The sequence below is a fragment of the Variovorax sp. UC122_21 genome (genome assembly GCF_044056785.1).
GTDB lineage: Bacteria > Pseudomonadota > Gammaproteobacteria > Burkholderiales > Burkholderiaceae_C > Variovorax.
In genome coordinates this window covers 5,488,557-5,512,741 of sequence record NZ_CP172004.1, presented here as the reverse complement: position 1 = coordinate 5,512,741, position 24,185 = coordinate 5,488,557, and the positions used below count along the sequence as shown (strand labels likewise).

The 24,185-nt window shown below is 69.7% G+C and carries 20 protein-coding genes and 1 pseudogene; 19 read left to right on the top strand and 2 right to left on the bottom strand.

The features are described from left to right. Nucleotides 1-189 precede the first annotated feature (189 nt). The 5 genes from ACHMXE_RS38690 (at nt 190) to ACHMXE_RS38670 (ending at nt 6,988) form a co-directional block, all read left to right on the top strand. The gene (locus ACHMXE_RS38690; protein ID WP_395348963.1) at nt 190-1,884 is read left to right on the top strand and encodes a hydantoinase B/oxoprolinase family protein; all 1,695 of its coding nucleotides are present in this window, start codon (nt 190-192) and stop codon (nt 1,882-1,884) included. Then, nucleotides 1,881-3,935 (top strand): hydantoinase/oxoprolinase family protein, encoded by a 2,055-nt coding sequence (locus ACHMXE_RS38685; protein ID WP_395348962.1) that lies wholly within the window; start codon nt 1,881-1,883, stop codon nt 3,933-3,935. The genes ACHMXE_RS38690 and ACHMXE_RS38685 overlap by 4 nt, the downstream gene beginning before the upstream one ends. Further along, nucleotides 3,932-4,546, top strand: coding sequence for a cysteine hydrolase family protein (locus ACHMXE_RS38680; protein WP_395348961.1), 615 nt, complete (start codon nt 3,932-3,934; stop codon nt 4,544-4,546). Before ACHMXE_RS38685 ends, ACHMXE_RS38680 begins: the two co-directional genes overlap by 4 nt. 166 nt (nt 4,547-4,712) lie before the next feature. Next, nucleotides 4,713-6,128, top strand: a complete 1,416-nt coding sequence (locus ACHMXE_RS38675; protein ID WP_395348960.1) for an FAD-dependent oxidoreductase — start codon at nt 4,713-4,715, stop codon at nt 6,126-6,128. Further along, on the top strand, nt 6,125-6,988 hold the full coding sequence (locus tag ACHMXE_RS38670; RefSeq protein ID WP_395348959.1) for an oxaloacetate decarboxylase: 864 nt from the start codon (nt 6,125-6,127) through the stop codon (nt 6,986-6,988). Before ACHMXE_RS38675 ends, ACHMXE_RS38670 begins: the two co-directional genes overlap by 4 nt. 3 nt (nt 6,989-6,991) lie before the next feature. Here ACHMXE_RS38670 and ACHMXE_RS38665 read toward each other — a convergent pair whose 3' ends face one another. Beyond that, a complete protein-coding gene (locus tag ACHMXE_RS38665; protein ID WP_395348958.1) occupies nt 6,992-7,879 on the bottom strand; it encodes a LysR substrate-binding domain-containing protein in 888 nt (295 codons plus the stop codon). A gap of 150 nt (nt 7,880-8,029) precedes the next feature. On the opposite strand from ACHMXE_RS38665, the gene ACHMXE_RS38660 reads away from it, so the two are divergent. The 12 genes and pseudogenes from ACHMXE_RS38660 to ACHMXE_RS38605 all read left to right on the top strand — a co-directional run bounded on the left by ACHMXE_RS38660 (nt 8,030) and on the right by ACHMXE_RS38605 (nt 20,754). After that, a complete protein-coding gene (locus ACHMXE_RS38660) occupies nt 8,030-8,788 on the top strand; it encodes an SDR family oxidoreductase (protein WP_057590961.1) in 759 nt (252 codons plus the stop codon). A 194-nt stretch (nt 8,789-8,982) separates the two neighbouring features. Beyond that, entirely contained in the window at nt 8,983-9,675 is a 693-nt protein-coding gene (locus tag ACHMXE_RS38655) for a TetR/AcrR family transcriptional regulator (protein WP_203204285.1), read from the top strand. A 65-nt stretch (nt 9,676-9,740) separates the two neighbouring features. After that, entirely contained in the window at nt 9,741-11,537 is a 1,797-nt protein-coding gene (locus ACHMXE_RS38650; RefSeq protein WP_395348957.1) for an acyl-CoA dehydrogenase C-terminal domain-containing protein, read from the top strand. Nucleotides 11,538-11,577: 40 nt separating this feature from the next. Next, on the top strand, nt 11,578-12,012 hold the full coding sequence (locus tag ACHMXE_RS38645; protein WP_395348956.1) for a DUF2147 domain-containing protein: 435 nt from the start codon (nt 11,578-11,580) through the stop codon (nt 12,010-12,012). A gap of 33 nt (nt 12,013-12,045) precedes the next feature. Then, nucleotides 12,046-14,445 carry a 3-hydroxyacyl-CoA dehydrogenase/enoyl-CoA hydratase family protein gene (locus tag ACHMXE_RS38640; RefSeq protein ID WP_395348955.1) on the top strand — a complete coding sequence of 800 codons (2,400 nt, stop codon included), beginning with the start codon at nt 12,046-12,048 and terminating at the stop codon, nt 14,443-14,445. A 60-nt stretch (nt 14,446-14,505) separates the two neighbouring features. Beyond that, entirely contained in the window at nt 14,506-14,922 is a 417-nt protein-coding gene (locus tag ACHMXE_RS38635; RefSeq protein ID WP_395348954.1) for an endonuclease domain-containing protein, read from the top strand. Continuing rightward, nucleotides 14,919-16,115: an acetyl-CoA C-acyltransferase gene (locus tag ACHMXE_RS38630; RefSeq protein WP_395348953.1), complete on the top strand. Its 1,197-nt coding sequence runs from the start codon at nt 14,919-14,921 to the stop codon at nt 16,113-16,115. Before ACHMXE_RS38635 ends, ACHMXE_RS38630 begins: the two co-directional genes overlap by 4 nt. 57 nt (nt 16,116-16,172) lie before the next feature. Beyond that, entirely contained in the window at nt 16,173-17,075 is a 903-nt protein-coding gene (locus ACHMXE_RS38625; protein WP_395348952.1) for an alpha/beta fold hydrolase, read from the top strand. Between the two features lie 27 nt (nt 17,076-17,102). Further along, nucleotides 17,103-17,942, top strand: a complete 840-nt coding sequence (locus tag ACHMXE_RS38620) for an acyl-CoA thioesterase (RefSeq protein ID WP_395348951.1) — start codon at nt 17,103-17,105, stop codon at nt 17,940-17,942. A gap of 65 nt (nt 17,943-18,007) precedes the next feature. Continuing rightward, nucleotides 18,008-18,601, top strand: coding sequence for a 2-hydroxychromene-2-carboxylate isomerase (locus tag ACHMXE_RS38615; protein WP_395348950.1), 594 nt, complete (start codon nt 18,008-18,010; stop codon nt 18,599-18,601). A 37-nt stretch (nt 18,602-18,638) separates the two neighbouring features. Continuing rightward, nucleotides 18,639-19,403: an enoyl-CoA hydratase gene (locus ACHMXE_RS38610; protein WP_208509310.1), complete on the top strand. Its 765-nt coding sequence runs from the start codon at nt 18,639-18,641 to the stop codon at nt 19,401-19,403. Nucleotides 19,404-19,646: 243 nt separating this feature from the next. After that, nucleotides 19,647-20,754: pseudogene (locus ACHMXE_RS38605) on the top strand (ABC transporter substrate-binding protein). Nucleotides 20,755-20,876: 122 nt separating this feature from the next. On the opposite strand, the gene ACHMXE_RS38600 reads toward ACHMXE_RS38605, so the two are convergent. Next, nucleotides 20,877-21,305, bottom strand: a complete 429-nt coding sequence (locus ACHMXE_RS38600; RefSeq protein ID WP_057590974.1) for an acyl-CoA thioesterase — start codon at nt 21,303-21,305, stop codon at nt 20,877-20,879. Between the two features lie 41 nt (nt 21,306-21,346). On the opposite strand from ACHMXE_RS38600, the gene ACHMXE_RS38595 reads away from it, so the two are divergent. Both ACHMXE_RS38595 and ACHMXE_RS38590 read left to right on the top strand, forming a co-directional pair. Further along, nucleotides 21,347-23,191 (top strand): ABCB family ABC transporter ATP-binding protein/permease, encoded by a 1,845-nt coding sequence (locus tag ACHMXE_RS38595; protein ID WP_395348949.1) that lies wholly within the window; start codon nt 21,347-21,349, stop codon nt 23,189-23,191. A gap of 48 nt (nt 23,192-23,239) precedes the next feature. Beyond that, nucleotides 23,240-24,178 carry a 2-hydroxyacid dehydrogenase gene (locus ACHMXE_RS38590; RefSeq protein WP_395348948.1) on the top strand — a complete coding sequence of 313 codons (939 nt, stop codon included), beginning with the start codon at nt 23,240-23,242 and terminating at the stop codon, nt 24,176-24,178. Nucleotides 24,179-24,185 lie beyond the last annotated feature (7 nt).

Below are 24,185 nucleotides of genomic sequence, written 5' to 3'. Positions count from 1 at the left end.
AACAGCCGGACGCGGAGGACGCGAAGGTTTCGCGAAGAACGCAAAAGGGATTCAGGAAAACTTTCGAGGTTTTCTTTCGCGACCTTCGCGGAACCTTCGCGTCCTCTGCGTCCGGAAGTCCGATCCCGTTTCGTGCCCATCCGTCGCCTCGTGCGATGCGGGTGGCACTCAGTGCAATGGAAAACTGACATGAACGACACACTCGACCCCGTCACGCTCGCCGTGCTGCGCGGCCGCCTCGAGCAGGTGGCCGACGAGATGGACGCCACGCTCTACCGCAGCGCGTTCAATCCCATCATCGCCGAGGCGCACGACGCCTGCCACGGCCTCTACGACGCGACCAGCGGCGACACGCTGGTGCAGGGCAAGTCGGGCCTGCCGGTGTTCGTGGGCGCCATGGCCTTCGCGGTGCGCGCCACCGTCGCCGCGGCCGAGCCGCGCGGCGGCATGAAGGACGGCGACATCTGGATCAGCAACGATGCCTACGACGGCGGCACGCACGCCAACGACTTCAAGCTGGTCAAGCCCTTCTTCCGCCACGGCAAGCTCTACTGCCACATGGCCTCGGCCGCGCACTGGCACGACGTGGGCGGCGCGGTGCCCGGCAACTACAACCCCGCGGCCACCGAGTGCTGGCAGGAGGCGGTGCAGATCCCGCCCGTGCGCATCGTGCGCGACGGCAAGCTCGATGCCGACGTGCTCGCGATCCTGCAGGCCAACACGCGCCTGCCCGACAGCCTCTGGGGTGACCTCAACGGCCAGCTCGCGGCGCTCGAGCTCGGCGCCAAGCGGCTGAACGGCCTGCTCGACGAGTACGGCGACGACCTGGTGCTGGCCGCGCTCGGCGAGCTGCGCGGCCGCGCGCTGCGGCTGATGCGCTCGCACATCGCCTCGCTGCCCGACGGCCGCTACAGCTTCGAGGACCTGCTCGACAACGACGGCATCGTGAACGAGCCGCTGACCATCGCGCTCGACATGACGGTGGCCGGCGACCGGCTGCTGCTCGACTTCTCGCGCACCTCGGCGCAATGCGCGGGGCCGGTCAACATCTCGCGCGCCACCGCCGTGGCGGCCTGCTACGTCGCGCTCAAGCACCTGTTCCCCGACGTGCCCGCCAATGCCGGCGTGCTCGACGCGGTGGACTTCGATATCCCCGACCGGCTGGTGATCAGCGCCGAGCGCCCGCGCCCGGTCGGCGGCTACACCGAGACCATCCTGCGCATGATCGACGTGATCTTCAGCGCCGCCGCGCAGGCCGATCCCACGCGCGCCGTCGCGCAGGCCTACGGCACCATCAATGCGCTGTCGATCGCGGGCCACCGCAGCGACAAGGGCCGCGAGGGCCAGCGCTGGGTGATGTTCAGCTTCTTCGGCGGCGGCCATGGCGGCCACTCGGGCGGCGACGGGCTCTCGCACGGCAACGCGCCGATCTCGACCGCGACCATTCCGCCGCTGGAGATCCTCGAGGCGGCCTATCCGGTGCGCTTCACCGAATGGTCGCTGCGCGCCGATTCGGGCGGCGACGGCCGGCACCGCGGCGGCCTCGGCGCCGTCTACGAGATCGAGCTGCTCGAGCAGGACGCCGAGGTCTTCGTGTTCGGCGAGCGCGGCACCTCGCCGCCCAAGGGCATCGCGGGCGGCGGCGCAGGCGCGGTCAACGTGTTCCGCTACGAGAACGCGGGCGAATGGCACGTGCCGCCGATGGTCTCGAAGATGCGCGGCATCCGGCTGGAGCGCGGCGAGCGCGTGCGGCTCGAGACGCCGGGCGGCGGCGGCTGGGGCGAGGCCGCCGAGCGGCCCGCGGCGCAGCGCGCGGCCGACCGCGCGATGGGCTATGTGACGACCGGCAACGACAAGAACGACAAGGACGAGGCATCCGAATGAGCTCCCCTGGCAACTCCCGCAATTCCCTGGTCGTCGGCGTCGACGTCGGCGGCACCTTCACCGACCTGTTCGTGCTCGACGAGGCGAAGGGCACGGCGCGCATCGTCAAGGTGCCGTCCACGCGCGGCGAGGAAGCGCGCGGCTTCATGAACGGCGTGGCACGCGTGGCCGATTCGGCCGTGGCCATCGCCACCATCGTGCACGGCACCACCGTCGGCACCAATGCGCTGCTCGAGCGCAAGGTGGCGCGCACCGGCATCATCACCACGCGCGGCTTCCGCGACGTGCTCGAGATGCGCCGCCGCGACCGGCCCCAGACCTGGGGCCTGCGCGGCAGCTTCCTGCCCGTGGTGCCGCGCGACCTGCGCCGCGAGGTCGACGAGCGCGTGCTGGCCGACGGCACCCTGCACACCGCGGTCGATCTCGACCAGGTGCGCGCCGAGGCGCGCGCGCTGCTCGAGGCCGGCTGCGAGGCGGTCTGCGTGTTCTTCATCAACACCTACGCCAACCCGGCGAACGAACGCCTCGCGGTCGCGGCGGTGCGCGAGCTCTGGCCGAATCCGCACGTCACCTCGGCCAGCGAGGTGCTGCCCGAGATCCGCGAGTTCGAGCGCTGCTCGACCGCCACGCTCAATGCCGCGCTGCAGCCGGTGGTGGGCAGCTACCTCGGCCGGCTCGAGTCGGACCTGCGCGCGCAGGGCTTCGCGGGCGAGCTGCTGGTGGTGCAGAGCAACGGCGGCGTGATGTCGCGCCAGACCGCGAGCGACCTGCCGGTGCGCACCGCGCTGTCGGGCCCGGCGGCCGGTGTGATCGCCTGCGCGGCCATCGCGCGCGCGGCCGGCTTCCCGAACGCGATCACCGGCGACATGGGCGGCACCTCGTTCGATGTCTCGCTGGTGGCCAACGGCGAGGCCGCGCTGGCCGCGCAGACCGCGATCGAGTTCGGCATGGTGATCCGCTCGCCGATGATCCAGATCGAGACCATCGGCGCGGGCGGCGGCTCGATCGCCTCGGTGGATGCGAGCGGCATGCTGCAGGTGGGCCCCGAGTCGGCCGGCAGCGTGCCGGGTCCGGCCTGCTACGGGCGCGGCAACATGCGCCCGACCGTGACCGACGCCAACGTGCTGCTGGGCCGCATCGCGGCGGACCGGCCACTGGGCGGCGGCCTGCTCGCGGCGCTCGACGGCGAGAAGTCGCGCCAGGCCATCGAGGAACACGTCGCGCGCCCGCTGGGCCTGGAGGTGCATGCGGCCGCCGAGGCCATCCTCACGGTCGCCAACGCACGCATGGCCGGCGCCATTCGCCTGGTGTCGATCGAGCGCGGCCACGACCCACGCCGCTTCGCCTACATGCCCTTCGGCGGCGGCGGCGCGCTCCACGTGTGCGCGATGATGCGCGAGGTCGGCGTGGCCACCGGCATCGTGCCGCGCTATCCCGGCGTGACCTCGGCGCTGGGCTGCGTGATCGCCGACATGCGCCACGACGCGGTGCAGACCCTCAACAAGCCGCTGGCCGAACTCGACGTGGCGGAGGTCCAGCGCCGCATCGACGAGCTGGCCGCGAGCTGCCAGCAGCGCCTCGATTCCTCGGGCGTGCGCTTCGAGGAGGTGCGCGAGGTGATCGCGCTCGACATGCTCTACGCGGGCCAGACGCACACGCTGCCCGTGGTGCTCGGCAGCGCGCCGCTCACGGCCGCGGCCATCCGCGCCGCCTTCGAGGCCAGCTACACGGCTGCCTTCGGCCGCGTGCTCGAGGGCATCGCGATCCGCGTGATGAACCTGCGCTATGCGCGCATCGGCGTGCGGCCCAAGTTCGACCTCAAGGTGCTCGCGCCCGAGGGGCAGGGCGGCACCGCGCCGCTGGGCACGCAGCGCGTGTTCCACGACGGCCGCTGGCACGAGGCGCAACGCTATGCGCGCCTGGAGCTGCCGGTGGCCGCGCGCATCGAGGGGCCCGCGATCCTCGAGCAGGCCGACACCACCGTGTGGCTCGAACCCGGCTTCCATGCCGAGGTCGATGCGCACGGCAACCTTCTCGTGAGGCTGTCATGAGCGAAAGCAGGCAACCGATCGCGGCACGCACCGCGCTGGTCGTCATCGACCTGCAGAACGACTTCCTCGACCCGAGGGGCGCCTATGCGCGCGGCGGCGACACCAACCCGCCGGCGCTGCTGTTGCCGGCGCGCGTGGCCGCGGTGGCGCGCGCGCTCAAGGCCGCGGGCGGCATGGTGGTGGCGAGCCAGTTCACGCTGTGGCCCGATGCAGCGGGCGAGCCGATGGTGTCGCCGCACCTGAAGGCGCTGCGCCCGTACCTCGCCAAGGGCGACTTCGCGCCCGGCAGCTGGGGCCAGGCCAACGTCGACGCGCTGGCCGGGCTGGTCGACGTGAACGTGAGCAAGGTCGCGTACTCGGCCTTCTTCAACACCCAGCTCGACTGGGTGCTGCGCCGTGCGGGCATCGACACGGTGGCGGTCTGCGGCATCGTCACCAACGGCGGCGTCGCGAGCACGGTGCGCGATGCGCACATGCGCGACTACCGCACGCTGGTGCTGGCCGACGGCTGCGCGGCCTTCGGCGAGGAGCGCCACCAGACCTCGCTGGCCGACATGCGCAACGTGGCCGAGGTGACGGACTGCGCGGCCTTCGCCGCGTCGCTGCGATGAAGTACAACAGCCGGACGCAGAGGACGCGAAGGTTTCGCAAAGAGCGCGAAAAAGAAATTCAAAATTTTTTGCTGTCTTCCTTTGGCGTCCTTCGCGGAACCTTCGCGTCCTCTGCGTCCGGAAGTCCGTTCCCGCCTTCCGACGAATCCACCCCCTCATGGCTGAAATGACCCCCATGCTTTCACGCAGGATCCGTCGCGCGGCCTCGGTCGAGGCCGAGGTACGCGTGCCGGTGGCGATCGTCGGCGGCGGCGCCTGCGGGCTCACGGCCGCGCTGATGCTGGCCGACGCGGGCGTGGACTGCGTGGTGCTCGAGCGCGATGCGCTGCCCAGCGGATCGACCGCGCTGTCCTCGGGCTTCATCCCCGCGCCCGGCACGCTCGCGCAGCGCGCGCACGGCGTGCTCGACGACAGCGCCGAGCGCTTCGCCGCCGACATCCAGGCCAAGGCCCATGGCCGCGCGGCGCCCGCGCTGGTCGCGGCCTATGCGGGCGCCATCGGCCCGGCGCTCGATGCGCTGCAGGCGCGGCACGGGCTGCGGTGGCTGCTGCTCGATGGCTTCCTCTACCCGGGCCATGGCGTGCACCGCATGCATGCGCTCGAACAGAAGACCGGCGCCGCGCTGATGGCGGCGCTGCAGTCGGCCGCCGAGGCGGCCGGCATTCCGGTGCTGACGCAGGCGCTGGTCGACACGCTGGTGCTCGATGACGGCGACCGCGTGGTCGGCGTCGAGTACGCGCGCCCCGACGGCAGCCGCGAGACGCTGGGCTGCGATGCGCTGCTGCTGGCCTGCAATGGCTTCGGCGGCAATGCGCGGATGGTGCGCGCGCTGCTGCCCGAGATGGCCGAGGCCGCGTTCGGCGGCCATGTGGGCAACGACGGCAGCGCAATCCTCTGGGGCGAGGCGCTGGGCGCGCGGCTGCGCGACCTCGGCGGCTACCAGGGCCATGGCTCCTGGGTCACGCCGCAGGGCGCGCTGATGTCCTGGGCCGTGATGATGGAAGGCGGCGTGCAGCTCAACTGCGAGGGCCGGCGCTTCCATGACGAGACCCAGGGCTACTCGGAAGCCGCGGTGCATGTGCTCGCGCAGCCGGGCGGCATCGCCTGGAACGTGTTCGACGCGCCGCTGCTCGCGCTGGCGCGCGGCTTTCCCGACTTTTGCGAGGCCGAGGCAGCGGGTGCCGTGCGGCGCTGCGAGTCGGTGGCGGCGCTGGCCGACTGCATCGGCTGCGAGGCCGCGGTGCTGCAGGCCACGCTCGACGCGATGCGCGCCGGCGAACCCGCGCCCGATGGCCGCGCGTTCGCGCGCGGCCTCGACGCACCGTATTTCGCGGTCAAGGTCACGGGCGCGCTGTTCCACACCCAGGGCGGCCTCGACACCGCGCCCGACATGCGCGTGCTGCGCCACGACGGCACGCCCTTTCACAACCTGCTGGCCGCGGGCGGCGCGGCGGGCGGCGTGTCGGGCGACGCGGTCTGGGGCTATCTCTCCGGCAACGGCCTCTTGAGCGCCGTGGCCGGCGGCTACATCGCGGCGCGCACGCTCGCCGCACGCAACCCAACCAGGACGAACTCCGCATGACGAATCCCTCCTTCAAGACCCGGCTCGCGCGCAACGACATCGTGCTCGCGCCCGGCGTGTACGACGCGCTCAGCGCGCTGGTGGCCGAGCAGGCCGGCTTCGAGGCGCTGTACCTCTCGGGCGCCTCCATCGCCTACACGCGGCTCGGCCGCTCCGACGTCGGCCTCACCACCTTCACCGAGGTGGCCGACACGCTGGCGCGCATCACCGAGCGCGTGCGCGTGCCGGTGATCGTCGATGCCGACACCGGCTTCGGCAACGCGCTCAACACCCAGCGCACCGTGCGCGGCTTCGAGCGCGCGGGCGCGGCCATGGTGCAGATCGAGGACCAGACCTTTCCCAAGCGCTGCGGCCATCTCGACGGCAAGGCCGTGGTGTCCGAGCGCGAGATGGTCGGCAAGCTCAAGGCCGCGCTCGACGCGCGCAACTCGAGCGAGACCTTGATCCTCGCGCGCACCGACGCGGTGGCGGTCGAGGGCATGGAGGCCGCGCTCGACCGCGCCGAGGCCTACCTCGCCTGCGGCGTGGACGCGCTCTTCATCGAGGCGCTGCGCTCGCCCGAGCAGATGGACGTGGCCTGCCGGCGTTTCGGCGACCGTGTGCCGCTGCTGGCCAACATGGTCGAAGGCGGCAAGACCCCGATCGAGGATGCCGACGCGCTGCAGCGCCACGGCTTTCGCATCGCGATCTTCCCGGGCGGCACGGCGCGCGCCGTGACGCACACGCTGCAGGGCTACTACGCGAGCCTGCACCGGCACCGCACCACGCAGCCGTGGCGGCCGCAGATGCTGGACTTCGATGCGCTCAACGCGGTGATCGGCACGCCCGAGCTGATGCTCGAAGGACGGAAGTACGAATAGGCTTCAGCGCAGCGCGCGCACGAGCTCGTCGTAGACCAGCCGCACGCGCGCCGGCACCGGCGCGCGCTGCGAGCGGTAGACATGGATCGGCCAGGACTCGGGCGCCTCGGCCTCGAGCACCTCGACCAGCTCGCCCGAGGCGATCAGCGGCTCGGCCAGCGGCCCCGCGAGCTGGCCGAAGCCCAAGCCCGCGCGCACGGCCGTGCACTCGGCCTCCACGTCGTCGCTGATGAAGGCCGGCGCCGCGACCGGCATCTGCCGCCCCTTGCTGAAGAACCAGGACCAGGGCCGGCCCACGCTGCGGTCGAGCAGCGCCGTGAGCGGAAAGCCCGGCAGCGCCTCGATGGTCTCGGGGATGCCGGTGCGCGCGATCAGCGCCGGCGCCGCCACCACGCGCAGCTGCATGCGCCCGACCGTGCGCGCGACGAAGCGCGCATCGCGGATCGGGCCGGCGCGCACGCCGATGTCGATCTGCTCGTCGACCACGTCGGCATGTTCCTCCGACAGCCGCAGGTCGAGCACCAGCCCCGGGTGCGCGGCCAGCATCGGCGCCAGCGCCTCGGGAATCAGGCGCCGGCCGTAGACGTTGGGCGCGGTGACGCGCACCGTGCCCGCGTGCTGCGACAGCGCGCGCCGGTCGGTGCGGTGGAACAGCGCATCGACCCCGCCGACCGCGGTGCGCGCGCGCTGCGCGAGCTGGCGTCCGAAGTCGGTGAGCTGCACGCCGCGCGTGCTGCGGTGGAACAGCGGCTCGCCCAGTTCCTCCTCGAGCTCGCGCACGGCGCGCGTGACCACCTGCGGCGAGACCGCCAGGCGCACCGCGGCATCGCGGAAGTTGGCCGCATCGGCGGCGGCGCAGAACACGCGCAGGGCTTCGAGCCGGTTCGACATGGGTGGGTTGACGGGTGGGTGATGGGCGAGTTGAGTGTTCCTGAATCAGGAATTCTGAAGTCGTGAGAGTTTCATTTACGGGAACGCCCGGATTTTCCACACTGCATGCACTTCTTCAAGTTCTTCAACGCCCAACCCAAGGAAAACACCATGACTTCCGTTCAAGACAACATCCGCGGCAAGGTTGCCATCGTCACCGGCGCCAGCAGCGGCCTCGGCGAATCCACCGCCCGCCACCTGGCCGCCCGCGGCGCGAAGGTGGTGCTGGCCGCGCGCCGCACCGACCGCCTCGAGAAGGTGGTCGCCGAGATCCGCGAAGCCGGCGGCGAGGCCATCGCGGTCGCCACCGACGTGGCGAAGCGCGAGGACCTCGAGCGGCTCGCCGCCGCCACCGTCGAGGCCTTCGGCCGCATCGACGTGCTGGTCAACAACGCGGGCGTGATGCCGCTGTCGCCGATCGAGAAGCTAAAGGTCGACGAATGGGACCGCACCATCGACGTCAACATCAAGGGCGTGCTCTACGGCATCGCCGCCGTGCTGCCGCGCATGCAGGCACAGGGCAGCGGCCACATCGTCAACGTGGCCTCGATCGCCGGCATCAAGGTGTTCACGCCGATCGGCACCGTCTACAGCGCCACCAAGTACGCGGTGCGCGCCATCTCGGAAGGCCTGCGCGTGGAGGTCGGCAACACCGGCATTCGCGTGACCATCGTCTCGCCCGGCGCGGTCGAGTCCGAACTGAAGTTCGGCACCACCGATGCCGAGACCGCCGCCGGCGTGCAGGCCTTCTACGAGGCCAGCCAGATCCCCTCGGACTCGGTGGCGCGCGCGGTGGTGTACGCGGTGGAGCAGCCGGCGAACGTGGACATCAATGAAGTCGTGCTGCGGCCGGTGGCGCAGGACTTCTGATCGACGGGCCCGGCTTCTCCGCTTCCCTGCAACGCCCCGTGCGCCTCGTGCGCACGGGGCGTTTCGCTTGCGAGGAGTGCCACGCCACTGGCACGCGAGCGGTATAACCTTTGTTAAATCAAGGTCTTTGCCGGCGAAGAATCGAAAGCCCCTGCAAAATAGAACGACCGTTCGTTTTTGTCTGGAACCCCACGATGTCCGTCAATGCCGTTTCCGCCAAGCCGGCCCGCGCCGCCCAGAAGGGCCAGCAGACCAAGGCCGTGATCGTCGACGCCGCATTGGCGCTCGCCGCGCAGATCGGGCTCGAGGGCCTGTCGATCGGCGCCGTGGCCGAGATCACCAAGATGAGCAAGTCGGGCGTGTTCGCCCATTTCGGCTCGCGCGAGGAGCTGCAGATCTCGGTGGTGCGCGAGTACCACGCGCGCTTCGAGCAGGAAGTGTTCTTCCCCGCGATCGAGGCCGATCGCGGCCTGCCGCGGCTGCGCGCAATGTTCGCCAACTGGATGAAGCGCACCTCGACCGAGATCGATTCGGGCTGCATCTACATCAGCGGCGCCTCCGAATTCGACGACCGCCCGGGCCCGGTGCGCGACGCGCTGGTGGAGTCGGTCTCGATCTGGCAGGCCGCCGTGCTGCGCGCGATCGTGCAGTCGAAGGAGGAGGGCCACCTCGACGCCGACGCCGACGAGCGCCAGGTCGCGTTCGAGATCCACGGCCTGATCCTCGCGCTGCACTACGAGGCCCGCTTCCTGCGCGTGCCCGGTTCCATCGCCCGCGCCAACACCGGCTTCGACAACATCCTCGGCCGCTATGCGGCGGCCGGCACGCCTGCCCCGGCGGCACCCGCCGCGCCCTCGCGCGTGCGCCGCCTCAAGACCGTGCGCTGAACGCGCGGCACCGTTTTCCTTTTTCTTTTCCCTTTCATCTTTCAGTTCGACCAGGAGAGTTCCGGATGCCCAGCTACAACCCACCCGTGCGCGACATGCAGTTCGTGCTGCACGAAGTGCTCAACGTCGCCGAGGAACTCAAGGCACTGCCCGCGCATGCCGAGACCGACGCCGACACCATCAACGCGGTGATCGAGGAGGCCGGCAAGTTCGCGGCCGAAGTCACCTTCCCGCTCAACATCAGCGGCGACGAGGAAGGCTGCGTGCTCGACAAGGCCACGCACGAAGTGAAGACGCCCAAGGGCTTCAAGGAGGCCTACGCCAAGTACGTCGAGGGCGGCTGGCCCGCGCTGTCGTGCGACCCGGCCTTCGGCGGCCAGGGCCTGCCCTTCGTGGTCAACCAGTGCCTGTTCGAGATGCTCAACAGCGCGAACCAGGCCTGGACCATGTACCCGGGCCTCTCGCACGGCGCCTACGAGGCGCTGGTGGCGCACGGCACCGACGAGCAGAAGAAGACCTACCTGCCCAAGCTGGTGAGCGGCGAATGGACCGGCACCATGTGCCTGACCGAACCCCATTGCGGCACCGACCTCGGCCTGCTGCGCACCAAGGCCGAACCGCAGGCCGACGGCAGCTACCGCATCACCGGCAACAAGATCTTCATCTCGGCCGGCGAGCACGACATGGCCGGCAACATCATCCACCTGGTGCTGGCCCGCCTGCCCGACGCGCCCAAGGGCAGCAAGGGCATCAGCCTGTTCGTGGTGCCGAAGTTCAAGGTCAAGGCCGACGGTTCGCTCGGCGAGCGCAACCCGATCTTCTGCTCCGGCCTCGAGCACAAGATGGGCATCCACGGCAACGCCACCGCGCAGATCGTGATCGAGGGCGCCACCGGTTCGCTGGTGGGCGAGCCCAACAAGGGCCTGGCCGCGATGTTCGTGATGATGAATGCCGCGCGCCTGGGCGTGGGCAACCAGTCGCTGGGCCTGACCGAGGTGGCGTTCCAGAACGCGCTGGCCTATGCCAAGGACCGCATCCAGATGCGTTCGCTGTCGGGCGTGAAGGCCAAGGACAAGGAAGCCGATCCGATCATCGTGCACCCCGACGTGCGCAAGATGCTGCTGACCGCCAAGGCCTATGCCGAAGGCGGCCGCGCGCTGCAGGTGTTCTGCACCCTGCTGCTCGACAAGGAGCACCACCATCCCGACGAGAAGGTGCGCAAGGACAGCGGCGAGCTGGTCGCGCTGCTCACGCCGATCGTGAAGGCCTTCATCACCGACAACGGCCACATCGCGACCAACGCCTGCATGCAGGTCTTCGGCGGCCATGGCTTCATCAAGGAATGGGGCATGGAGCAGTACGTGCGCGACAACCGCATCAACATGATCTACGAAGGCACGAACACCGTGCAGTCGCTCGACCTGCTGGGCCGCAAGGTGCTGGGCAACAACGGCGCCTCGCTCAAGAAGTTCGGCAAGCTGGTCGCGAAGCTGGTCGAAGAAGAAGGCGTGAACGAGAAGATGGCCGAGTTCATCAATCCGATCGCGGGCCTGGGCGACCAGCTCACCAAGTTCACGACCGAGATCGGCTTCAAGGGCTTCCAGAACCCCGACGAAGTCGGCGCCGCCGCGGTGGACTACCTGCGCGTGGCCGGTCACTTCGTGTTCGGCTACCTGTTCGCCCGCATGGCGCAGGTCGCGCTGCGCGAGATCGCGGCCGGCAACACCGACCCGTTCTACGTCGCCAAGCTGCAGACCGCGCGCTTCTATTTCGCCAAGCTGTTCCCCGAGACCGCGACGCTGATGCGCACGGCCCGTGCCGGCAGCAAGGTGCTGATGGACACCGACGCCGCGCTGGCTTGAGTCCGCGCTTCCCCTCTTCGACCACTTCCCGGAGCCGACCATGAAAGCAACGCTTGCAGCCCTCGTTCTCGCCGCACTCTCGGCCACGGCCCTGGCCCAGACCACCCCGGTGGGCCTGTGGCGCAACGTCGACGACAAGACCGGCGAGGCCAAGGCCGAGATCCGCATCGGCGAGGCCGGCGGCGCGCTGGTCGGCCGCATCGAGAAGTCGTTGAAGAAGGACGGCAAGCCCGACGCGGTCTGCGACGAATGCAGCGACGACCGCAAGGGCAAGCCGATCGCCGGCCTGGAGATCATCCGCGGCGGCAAGAAGGCCGACGGCAAGGACGTCTGGGAGGGCGGGAAGATCCTCGACCCCGAAAACGGCAAGGAATACCGCGCCAGCTTCACGCCGATCGACGGCGGCAAGAAGCTGGAAGTGCGCGGCTACCTGGGCCCCTTCTGGCGCACCCAAACCTGGAACCGTGTGCAGTAAGCCTGCGCGCAACCTATCCAAGAAATACCAAACATGTCCCGATTTCAAGTGAAGAAGGTCGCCGTGCTCGGCGCCGGCGTGATGGGCGCGCAGATCGCAGCCCACCTCGTCAACGTGCGCGTGCCGGTGGTGCTGTTCGACCTGGCGGCCAAGGAAGGCCCGAAGAACGGCATCGTCACGCGCGCCATCGACAACCTCAAGAAGCTCAAGCCCGCGCCGCTGGGCGACGTGGCCGATGCGGGTCTGATCGAACAGGCCAACTACGACGACAACCTCGACCTGCTCGGCGAGTGCGACCTGGTGATCGAGGCGATCGCCGAGCGCATGGACTGGAAGCTCGATCTCTACAAGAAGATCGCGCCGCACGTCGCCAAGCACGCGATCCTGGCCTCGAACACCTCGGGCCTGTCGATCACCAAGCTCAGTGAAGCGCTCCCCGAAGCACTGAAGCCGCGCTTCTGCGGCATCCACTTCTTCAATCCGCCGCGCTACATGTTCCTGGTGGAACTGATCAACACGCCCACCACGCAGCCGCAGGTGCTCGACGACCTCGAGGCCTTCGTCACCAGCACGCTCGGCAAGGGCGTGGTGCGCGCGCACGACACGCCCAACTTCATCGCCAACCGCGTGGGCATCGCCGGCATGCTGGCGACGCTCAAGGAAGTCGAGAAATTCGGCCTCACGCCCGACGTGGTGGACGACCTCACGGGCAAGAAGCTGGGCCGCGCGAGCTCGGGCACCTTCCGCACCGCCGACGTGGTGGGCCTGGACACCATGGCCCACGTGGTGAAGACGCTGCAGGACAACCTGAACGCCGAGACCGATCCCTTCTACGCCAACTTCGCGACGCCGCCGGTGCTCGCCAAGCTGCTGGAACTGAAGAACCTGGGCCAGAAGACCAAGGCCGGCTTCTTCAAGAAGGTGGGCCGCGACATCCTGCGCTTCGACCTCCAGAGCGGCGACTACGTGCCCGCCGGCGCCAAGGCCGACGAGGTCTACGGCCGCATGCTCAAGAAGCCCGCGGGCGAACGCCTGAAGCTGCTGCGCGAGAGCGAAGGGCCGCAGGGCCAGTTCCTCTGGGCGATCCTGCGCGACGGCTTCCACTACGCGGCCGTGCATCTGGGCGACATCGCCGAGAGCGCGCGCGACATCGACTTCGCGATGCGCTGGGGCTTCGGCATGAAGCAGGGCCCGTTCGAGCTCTGGCAGGAGGCTGGCTGGGCGCAGGTCGCGAAGTGGGTGCAGGAAGACATCGACGCCGGCAAGGCGCTGAGCAGCGCGCCGCTGCCCAAGTGGGTGTTCGAGGGCCCGGTGGCCGAGGCCGGCGCCGTGCACACGCCCGAAGGCTCGTGGAGCGCCTCGCAGAACAAGTTCGTGCCGCAGCGCAAGCTGCCGGTGCACGACCGCCAGCTGTTCCCCGAGAGCGTGCTCGGCGCGAACGCGGCCGATGCCAACACGGCCGGCACCACGATCAGCGACGAAGGCGACGTGCGCGTGTGGACGCTCGACGGCGAGGTGCTGATCGCGAGCATCCATTCGAAGATGCACGCCATCAGCCCCGACGTGGCCGAGGCGCTCGGCGCCGCGGTCGACCTGGCCGAGGCCGAATACAAGGGCCTGGTGATCTGGTCGCCCGACGAGATGTTCTCGGTCGGCGCCGACCTGCAGGCGATGCTGCCGGCCTTCGTGGTCGCGGGCATCGGCGCGGTCGAGGGTGCGGAGGAAGAGCTGCAGAACGTGATGCTCAAGATCCGCTATGCCAACATGCCGGTGGTCTCGGCCGTGCGCGGCCTGGCGCTGGGCGGTGGCTGCGAACTCGCCGTGTACTCGTCGAAGCGCGTGGCGGCGATGGAAAGCTACATCGGCCTGGTCGAGGTCGGCGTGGGCCTGATCCCCGGCGCCGGCGGCCTGACCTACATCGCGCGCCGCGCGGCCGAGAACGCCTCGGCCTCGACCGGCACCGACCTGCTGCCCTTCCTCACCGAGGGCTTCACGGCCGCCGCGATGGCCAAGGTGGGCACCGGCGCGCTCGATTCGAGGAAGCTCGGCTACCTGCTCGACAGCGACGTGATCGTGCCGAACAAGGACGAGCTGCTCTACGTGGCGCTGCAGCAGGCCAAGGCCATGGCCGACGCCGGCTATCGTCCGCCGCTGCGCCGCAGCTTCCGCGTGGCGGGCCGCAGCGGCGCCGCGACGATCAAGGGCCAGCTCGTGAACATGCGCGACGGCGGCTTCATCAGCGCGCACGACTTCCACATCGCGAGCCTGATCGCGAACGTGGTCACCGGCGGCGACGTGGACGCGGGCTCGCTCGTGACCGAGGAATACCTGATGGCGCTGGAACGCAAGGCGTTCTGCTCGCTGATCGTGCATCCCAAGACGCAGGAGCGGATCATGGGGATGCTGAGCACGGGGAAGCCGGTGCGGAATTGATGCGGACCCCTCTTCCTCCTTCCCCCTCTGGGGGAAGGCCGGGATGGGGGCAAGCAGCCCATGCAGAACCAATCCTCTCCCAATGCACAGCGGAACGCCCGCGCCCTGAGGCGCGAGATGACCGACTCGGAGCGCAAGCTCTGGAGCGGCCTGCGCAGCGAGCAATTGGGCGTGAAGTTCCGCCGGCAGCATCCGCTCGGCAGCTACATCGCCGACTTCGCATGCCTCGATCCGAAGTTGATCGTCGAACTCGACGGATCGCAGCATCAGGCGCAAGCAGACTACGACGCTCGGCGCGACGCCTTCCTGCGTGCCCAGGGATTCGATGTGCTGCGTTTCGGATCGAACGATCCATTCGTCAATCTTGAAGGGGTGCTGCAGGCGATCGTCGACCGACTTGCCGAGTTGACGGCCGCGTGCCCCCATCCCGACCTTCCCCCAGAGGGGGAAGGAGTCCAATCCAGGAGCCTTCCATGAAACAAGTCCAAGACGCCTACATCGTCGCCGCCACCCGCACCCCCATCGGCAAGTCCCACCGCGGCTACTTCCGCAACCACCGCCCCGACGACCTGCTCGCGACCACGCTGAAGGCCGCGCTGGCGGCAGTGCCCGGCCTCGATCCGAAGGCCATCGAGGACATCATCTGCGGCTGCGCGATCCCCGAGGCGCAGCAGGGCCTGAACGTCGCGCGCATCGGCGCGGTGCTCGCGGGCCTGCCGACCAGCGTCGGCGGCATCACGGTCAACCGCTTCTGCGCCTCGGGCCTGTCGGCGGTGCAGATGGCGGCCGACCGCATCCGTGTCGGCGAGGCCGACGTGATGATCGCGGCCGGCGTCGAGAGCATGAGCATGGTGCCGATGATCGGCAACTCGCCCTCGCTGTCGCCGTCCATCTTCGAGCGCGATGGCGACGTGGGCATCGCCTACGGCATGGGCCTGACGGCCGAGAAGGTCGCGCAGCAGTGGAAGGTGAGCCGCCAGGCCCAGGACGAATTCGCGCTGGCCTCGCACCAGAAGGCGCTGGCCGCGCAGAAGGCCGGCAAGTTCGCGGACGAAATCACGCCGATCGAGGTGACCGACCGCGCGCCCGACCTCGAGAGCGGCGAAGCGATCGCGACCACGCGCACCGTGAACCTCGACGAAGGCGCGCGCCCCGACACCTCGATCGAAGGCCTCGCCAAGCTGCGCACCGTGTTCGCCGCGCGCGGCACGGTCACGGCCGGCAACAGCTCGCAGACCTCCGACGGCGCGGGTGCGCTGATCCTGGCGAGCGAGAAGGCGGTCAAGCAGTTCGGCCTGACGCCGCTGGCGCGCTTCGTGAGCTTCGCGAGCAAGGGCGTGCCGCCGCACATCATGGGCATCGGTCCGATCGAGGCGATTCCCGCGGCGCTGCGCTATGCCGGCCTGAGCCAGCAGGACATCGACTGGATCGAGCTCAACGAAGCCTTCGCGGCCCAGTCGCTCGCGGTCATCGACACGCTGGGGCTCGACCCGTCGAAGGTCAACCCGATGGGCGGCGCGATCGCGCTGGGCCATCCGTTGGGCGCGACCGGCGCGATCCGCTCGGCCACGGTGGTGCATGCGCTGCAGCGCGAGAAGCTCAAGTACGGCATGGTCACGATGTGCGTGGGCATGGGGCAGGGCGCCGCCGGCATCTTCGAGCGCGTCTGATCGATCACGCGCCAGGCAACGCGACGAGTGCCGGTGCAACCAGGAGACAGGACAGTGATGGAACAGACGCAGCAGCAGCTTCCGGTCGACGGTGGCGCGCAGCAACTGGCGGTGCGCCGCTACGAACCCGCGGGCGCGCCGCGCGCCAGCATCGTGATCGGCGGCGCCATGGGCGTGCGCCAGTCCTTCTACGAAGCCTTCGCACGCTGGCTCGCGGGCCAGGGGCTGCGCGTCTGGACCTTCGACTACCGCGGCTCTGGCGACTCGCGCGGCGCCGCCTCGCTGCGCGGCTTCGAGGCCGACCTGTTCGACTGGGCGCGCGACTACGAGGCCGTCATCGACGCCGCCAAGGCCGCGCTGCCCGCGCAGCCGCTCTACCTGCTGGGCCACAGCCTCGGCGCGCAGCTGCCGGGCTTCCTGCAACGGCCCGAGCAGGTCGACGGCCTGGTGAGCATCGCGGCCGGCAGCGGCTACTGGCGCGAGAACGCACCGCGGCTCAAGCGCAGCATCCTCTACTTCTGGTTCGTGCTGGTGCCGCTGGTCACGCGGCTGTGCGGCTACTTCCCGGGCCGCAGGCTCCGAAAGGTGGGCGACCTGCCGCGCGGCGTGATCCTGCAATGGCGGCGCTGGTGCCTGAACCCGCGCTACAGCGTGGGCGCGGAGGGCGAGCTGGCGCAGAAGAGCTACAGCCGCGTGCGCTTCCCGGTGCTCGCGCTGTCGATGACCGACGACGAGCTGATGACGCTGGCCGGCACGCACAGCCTGGTGAGCTTCTACGACCAGGCGCCGCGCGCCATCGAACGCATCGCGCCGGCCGACGTGCAGGCGCGGCGCATCGGCCACTTCGGCTTCTTCCGCGAGCAGTTCAGCCAGAGCCTGTGGCCCGCCACGGTCGACAAGCTGCATCGGCTGGGCGCGTTGACAGCGCCGGCCGCGGGCGTCCCGCACACGACTGCCTGAGGCCGCGCGCCGGAGCACACTGCGGCCATGAGCACGAGCACCTCCCATCCCTTCGACAAGGCCATCGCGCTGGAGCACAGCGACCTGCGCGCGGGCCGTTTCACCGGCACCACCAGCCCCGACTACTGGAACATGGTCGGTCCCTTCGGCGGCACCACCGCGGCGGTCGCGCTGCAGGCGGTGCTGCGGCATCCGGACCTGCTGGGCACGCCGATCGCGCTGACCGTGAACTACGCGGCCGCGCTCGAGGCCGGTGCCTTCGACGTGCAGGCGACCGCGGTGCGCACCAACCGCTCGACCCAGCACTGGACCGTGCAGATCACGCAGCCCGGCGCGAGCGGCGCGCCGAACATGACGACCACCGCCACCGTGGTGACGGCCGCGCGCCGCGAGACCTGGGGCCGGAGCGACCTCGCCATGCCAGAGGTGCCGAAGCCCGAGGCGGTCGAGCCGATCCGCATCGGCCCGGCCGGCGTGGCCTGGGTGCAGCAGTACGAGATGCGCCCGTTCAGCGGCGGCATCCCCCCGCAGTGGGACGGCAGCCTGCAGCGCAGCGAGACCCGCATCTGGGTGCGCGACGCGCAGCCGCGGCCGCTCGACCTGCCTTCGCTCGCGGCGATGAGCGATGTGTTCTATCCGCGCATCTGGCTGCGCCGCGCGAAGCACGTGCCGGCCGGCACCGTGTCGATCACCACCTACTTCCACGCCGACGCGGCGCAGCTGGCCGAGGTCGGCACCGGCTTCCTGCTCGGGCAGGCGACGGGGCAGCAGTTCTTCAACGGCTTCTTCGACCAGACCGCACAGTTGTGGAGCAAGGCCGGCGTGCTGCTCGCGACCTCGAACCAGATCGTCTACTACAAGGAATAGCCTCCGGTTTCGCAAGGCCCGCGGCCGCCCGGAGAGAATCCAGCCCACCCAGGAGACAACGCCGCATGACGAAGACCGTCGAGTTCTATTTCGATTTCGGCAGCCCCGCCGCCTACCTCGCCGCGACCCAGCTGCCCCACGTGTGCGCCGACACCGGCGCCGAGCTGGTCTGGAAACCGATGCTGCTGGGCGGCGTGTTCCAGGCCACGGGCAACCACTCGCCGGCCGAGATCGCGCCCAAGGGCCCGTACATGACGACCGACCTGCAGCGCTTCGCGAAGCGCTACGGCGTGCCCTTCGTGCACAACCCGCACTTCCCGATCAACACGCTGCTGCTGATGCGCGGTGCCACCGCCATCCAGCTGCAGCAGCCGGCGCGCTTCGATGCCTACGTCGATGCGATCTACCACGCGATGTGGGTCGAGCCGCGCAACCTCAACGATCCGGCCGAGGTGGGTGCGGTGCTGCAGGCGGCGGGCTTCGATCCCGCGGCGCTGCTCGCGGCCGCGGGCCAGCAGGAGGTCAAGGACCGCCTGAAGGCCGTCACGCAGGAGGCCGTGGCGCGCGGCGTGTTCGGCGCGCCCACCATGTTCGTGGGCAGCGACATGTTCTGGGGCCAGGACCGGCTCGACTTCGTGCGCGAAGCACTGGCCGCCTGATCCCTTCCCTCTTTCTTCTTTCCACAGGACACCAGCCATGAGCGACATCCTCGTCCACGCCGAAGCCGGCGTGATGACCATCACCTTCAACCGCGTCGACAAGAAGAACTCGATCACCAGCGCCATGTACGCCGAGCTGGCCGATGCACTGGCCAAGGCCGAGGGCGACGCGGCCGTGCGCTGCGTGCTGATCCAGGGCGACCCGACCATCTTCAGCGCCGGCAACGACATCGGCGACTTCCTCAATGCGCCGCCCGCGGGCAAGGACTCGCCGGTGTTCCGCTTCCTGCGCGGCATCGCGACCTTCCCGAAGCCGATCGTCGCGGCCGTCTGCGGCCCGGCCGTGGGCATCGGCACCACGATGCTGTTCCATTGCGACCTGGTCTACGCGGGCGACAACGCGGCCTTCTCGATGCCCTTCGTCAACCTCGGCCTGTGCCCCGAGGCGGCCTCGAGCCTGCTGGTGCCGCAGATGCTCGGCTATCACCGTGCGGCCGAGGCGCTGCTGCTGGGCGAACCCTTCATGGCCGAGGCCGCGCTCGAGGTCGGCCTGGTCAACCGCGTGGTGCCGCCGACCGAGGCCAATGCCATCGCCCAGACCCAGGCGCGCAAGCTCGCGGCCAAGCCGCTGAGCGCGCTGGTCGAGACCAAGCGGCTGCTCAAGAAGGCGCAGCTGCCCGCGGTCATCGAGCGCATGGACGAGGAGGGCGCGAGCTTCGGCCGCATGCTGCGCGAGCCCGCGGCGCGCGAGGCCTTCGGTGCGTTCATGGAGAAGCGCAAGCCGGATTTCTCGAAGCTCTGAGCACGGCGCGGGTCCTTACCTACAACCTGCGTTCTACGGGCTTTCCACAGGCCGCCGGGGCCCTCCAGCCGGGGGCGCGCGCGTACACTGGTCCGCGTGCCAGTCCTCTCGTCACACACGCCAGCAGCCCGCAGCCAGCGGTCGTTCGATGCTACTAAAAAGGTAGCATTCCCCACGACGCGCAGGCAGGCGCTGGGCCTGCTCGGCGCCACCCTCGCGGCGCCCTCGGTGGTGCTCGCGCGCGTGCGGCCGCTGCGCATCGGCGTCATCGGTCCCTGGTCGGGCGCCTACGTGGGCGGCGGGCGTCAGTTCGATGCCGGCATGGCGGTCTGGCTGGCCGCGCACAACCAGCAGATCGCGGGCCGCCCGGTCGAGCTGCTGCGGCGCGACGTGCCCGTCAGCGCGCCCGACATGGCGCGCCGTCTCGCGCTCGACCTGGTGGAGAACGAGCGCGTCGACCTGCTGACCGGCCTGCACTTCAGCTCCAACGCCTACGCGGTGGCGGCCATCGCCACGCAGGCCAAGGTGCCGACGGTGGTCATGAACGCCGCCTCCTCGGGCATCACCGCGCGCTCGCCCTACACGGTGCGCGTGTCCTTCACCATCGCGCAGGTCACGCTGCCGCTGGCGCGCTGGGCGCTCAAGGAGGGGCTGCGCGAGGTCTGCACCGTGACCGCCGACTACGCCTCGGGCGTCGATGCCGAGACCGCCTTCGTCTCGGGCATCACGGCCGGCGGCGGCAACGTCGGCGCGATGCTGCGCGTGCCGCTGGCCACGCAGGACTACACGGCCTACATGCTGCGGCTGCGCGAGCTCAAGCCGCAGGCGGTGTTCTTCTTCCTGCCCTCGGGCCAGATGCCGGCCGGCTTCCTGCGCGCCTGGCGCGACCGCGGCATGGCCGACACCGGCATCCGGCTGCTGTCGACCGGCGACGCCACCGACGACCACTACCTGCAGAACATCGGCGAGCTGGCCGAGGGGCTGGTCACCAGCCACCACTACTCGTACGCGCACGAGTCGCCCGAGAACCGCCGCTTCGTCGCGGCCTTCGAGGCCGAGTACGGCTCGCACCTGCGGCCCGGCTATTTCGCGGTGGCCGCGGCACGATGCCTTCGCGGCGCTCGACCTCGCGATGGCCTCGCCGCTGATGCGCGGCGGCGGCAGTCCCGAGAAGCTGATCGATGCCTTCCGCGGCCTCAGGCTCGAGAGCCCGCGCGGCCCGATCGAGATCGACGCCTACACGCGCGACATCGTGCAGACGGTCTACATCCGTCGCACCGAGCGCCGCGACGGGCGCTGGATCAACCGGGAGTTCGAGCGCTTCGAGAAGGTGCGCGATCCGGCGCTGTGAAAAACCACGACCGTTCGGGCTGAGCTTGGCCCGTCCTGAGCTTGTCGAAGGATCGAAGCCTCGCGCGGCGCTTCGACAGGCTCAGCGTGAACGGTTTTCCCTGTGCGAACCGCTGATTCGAATCAAGCCGCCGGCTGCTCGATCGCCCGCGGCCGCCCGCTGTCGTCGATCGCTACGTAGGTGAAGGTGGCCTGCGTCACCTTGATGTACTCGCCCTGGGCCCGGAAGCGCTCGGCGAAGACCTCCACGGTCACGGTGATCGAGGTGCGGCCGATGCGCACCAGCTTCGAATAGAAGGACAGGATGTCGCCGATGCGCACCGGCTGCTTGAAGATGAATTCGTTGACCGCCACCGTGGCCTGGCGCCCCTTGGCGTAGCGCGCCGGGATCACCGAGCCGGCCAGGTCGCACTGGGCCATGACCCAGCCGCCGAAGATGTCGCCGTTGGCATTGCAGTCCGCCGGCATCGGGATCACCTTGAGCACCAGCTCCATGTCGGTGGGCAGGCTCTTCAGGGTGGCGGCGGCGTCGGCACTGGGGGAATCGGACATGGGCAACAATCAGGGCAGAAAAACGACCACGATTGTCCCTCATGCGCCGCGCCGGCGAAGCCTTCCCCACCCCCACCTCCTCCCCACCGCACGCCGGCGGCCACGCGCTCGCGCGCGCCGACCGCTCCGACTGGGCCACGCTGCGGCGTCTCTTTCCCTACCTGTGGGACTACAAGTGGCGCGTGCTGTTCGCGCTGGGCTTCATGGTGGCGGCCAAGGTGGCCAACGTCGGCGTGCCGCTGCTGCTGAAGAACCTGGTCGACACCATGACGCCCAAGCCCGATATGGCGCAGGCGCTGCTCGTGGTGCCGATCGCGCTGCTGGTGGCCTACGGGCTGCTGCGCTTCAGCACCTCGCTGTTCAACGAGCTGCGCGAGCTGATCTTCGCCAAGGCCACCGAGGGCGCGGCGCGCCGCATCGCGCTCGAGGTGTTCGGCCACCTGCATTCGCTGAGCCTGCGCTTCCATCTCGAGCGCCAGACCGGCGGCATGACGCGCGACATCGAGCGCGGCACGCGCGGCGTGCATTCGCTGATCTCGATGTCGCTCTACAGCATCGTGCCGACCATCATCGAACTAGTGCTGGTGCTCGCCATCCTGGGCGTGAAGTTCGATGCGCTGTTCGTCTGGATCACGCTGGCGGCGCTGGTGCTCTACATCGGCTTCACGGTCACCGTGACCGAGTGGCGCACCCAGTTCCGCAAGACCATGAACGAGCTCGACTCGCTGGCGCAGAGCCGCGCGGTCGATTCGCTGCTGAACTACGAGACCGTCAAGTACTTCAACAACGAGGCCTTCGAGGCGAAGCGCTACGACGCCAGCCTCGACCGCTACCGCAAGGCCGCGATCACCAGCCAGCGCACGCTGAGCATGCTCAACGCGGGCCAGCAGGCGCTGATCGCGGTCAGCCTGGTGCTGATGCTGTGGCGCGCCACCTCGGGCGTGGTCGAGGGCCGCATGACCCTGGGCGACCTGGTGATGGTCAACGCCTTCATGATCCAGCTCTACATCCCGCTCAACTTCCTGGGCGTGATCTACCGCGAGATCAAGCAGAGCCTGACCGACCTCGACAAGATGTTCGTGCTGATGGAGAAGGAGCGCGAGGTGCGCGACGCGCCCGATGCCCAGCCGCTGGCCGGTGCCGACGCCACGGTGCGCTTCGAGGACGTGAGCTTCGCCTACGAGGCCGCGCGGCCGATCCTCAGGCACGTGAGCTTCGAGATCCCCGCGGGCAAGACGGTGGCGGTGGTCGGGCCCTCGGGCTCGGGCAAGTCGACGCTCGCGCGGCTGCTCTACCGCTTCTACGACGTGCAGCAGGGCCGCATCACCATCGGCGGCGAGGACATCCGTGCGGTGCAGCAGGCCAGCGTGCGCCGCGCGATCGGCATCGTGCCGCAGGACACGGTGCTGTTCAACGACACGGTCGAATACAACATCGCCTACGGCCGTCCGGGCGCCACGCGCGCGGAGGTCGAGGAAGCGGCCCGCGCGGCGCGCATCCACGACTTCATCGCCGCCACGCCGCAGGGCTACGCGACCACGGTGGGCGAGCGCGGCCTGAAGCTGTCGGGCGGCGAGAAGCAGCGCGTGGCGATCGCGCGCACGCTGCTGAAGAACCCGCCGATCGTGATCTTCGACGAGGCCACGTCGGCGCTCGACTCGGCCAACGAACGCGCGATCCAGTCCGAGCTCAAGAGCGCGGCGCAGGACAAGACCACGCTGGTGATCGCGCACCGCCTGTCGACCGTGGTCGACGCGCACGAGATCCTGGTGCTCGAGGCCGGCGTGATCGTCGAGCGCGGCACCCATGGCGAGCTGCTCGCGAAGCAGGGCCGCTATGCGCAGATGTGGGCTTTGCAGAAGAGCGAGGCGGCGCCGCTGCTCTAGCCCGATCATTGCTTTTTTGTTTTTTCCGAAGACTCCAGGAGTTCAGACGTGTCGACCAAGATTCCCCTGCTGGTGCTCAACAGCCTCTCGAGCGCCCACCAGGCCCAGATTGCCGAGGTCTACGACGTGGCTTATGCGCCGGGCGACGAAGCCCGCGCGGCCGCGATCGCCGCGCGCGGCCATGAATTCCGCGCGGTGCTGACGATCGGCGTGATCGGCATCACGCCCGCGGAGATCGAGGCCATGCCCAAGGTCGAGCTGATCTGCTGCCTGGGCGCGGGCTTCGAGGGCGTGCCGCTGGAGGTGACCCGCGCGCGCGGCATCGTCACCGCCAACGGCGCCGGCACCAACGACGACTGCGTGGCCGACCATGCCTTCGGCCTGCTGATCGCCATCGTGCGCGGCTTCCGCACCCTCGACCGCCAGTGCCGCGAAGGCGTGTGGCGCGAGTCGATCCCGCAACCGCCGAACGTGTCGGGCAAGAAGCTCGGCATCCTCGGCCTGGGCACCATCGGCCAGAAGATCGCCAAGCGCGCGGCGGGCTTCGACATGGAGATCGGCTATCACAACCGTTCGCCGCGCGAGGGTTCGCCGCACCGCTACTTCGGCGGCCTCAAGTCGCTGGCGAGCTGGGCCGACGTGCTGATGCTGGCCGCGCCCGGCGGCGCCGCCACGCGCCACCTGGTGAATGCCGAGGTGCTCGACGCGATCGGCCCCCGGGGTTACCTGGTGAACATCGGCCGTGGCAGCGTGGTCGACACCGAGGCGCTGGCCGCAGCGCTGCGTGAGAACCGCATCGCGGGCGCGGCGCTCGACGTCTACGAGAGCGAACCGAAGCCGCCGCAACAGCTGATCGGCCTCGACAACGTGCTGCTGACGCCGCACCTGGCGGGCTGGTCGCCCGAGGCGACGCAGAAGTCGGTGGACCATTTCATCGCGAATGCCGAGGGGCACTTCGCGGGACGCGGCGTGCTCACGCCGGTCTGAGCGGCTG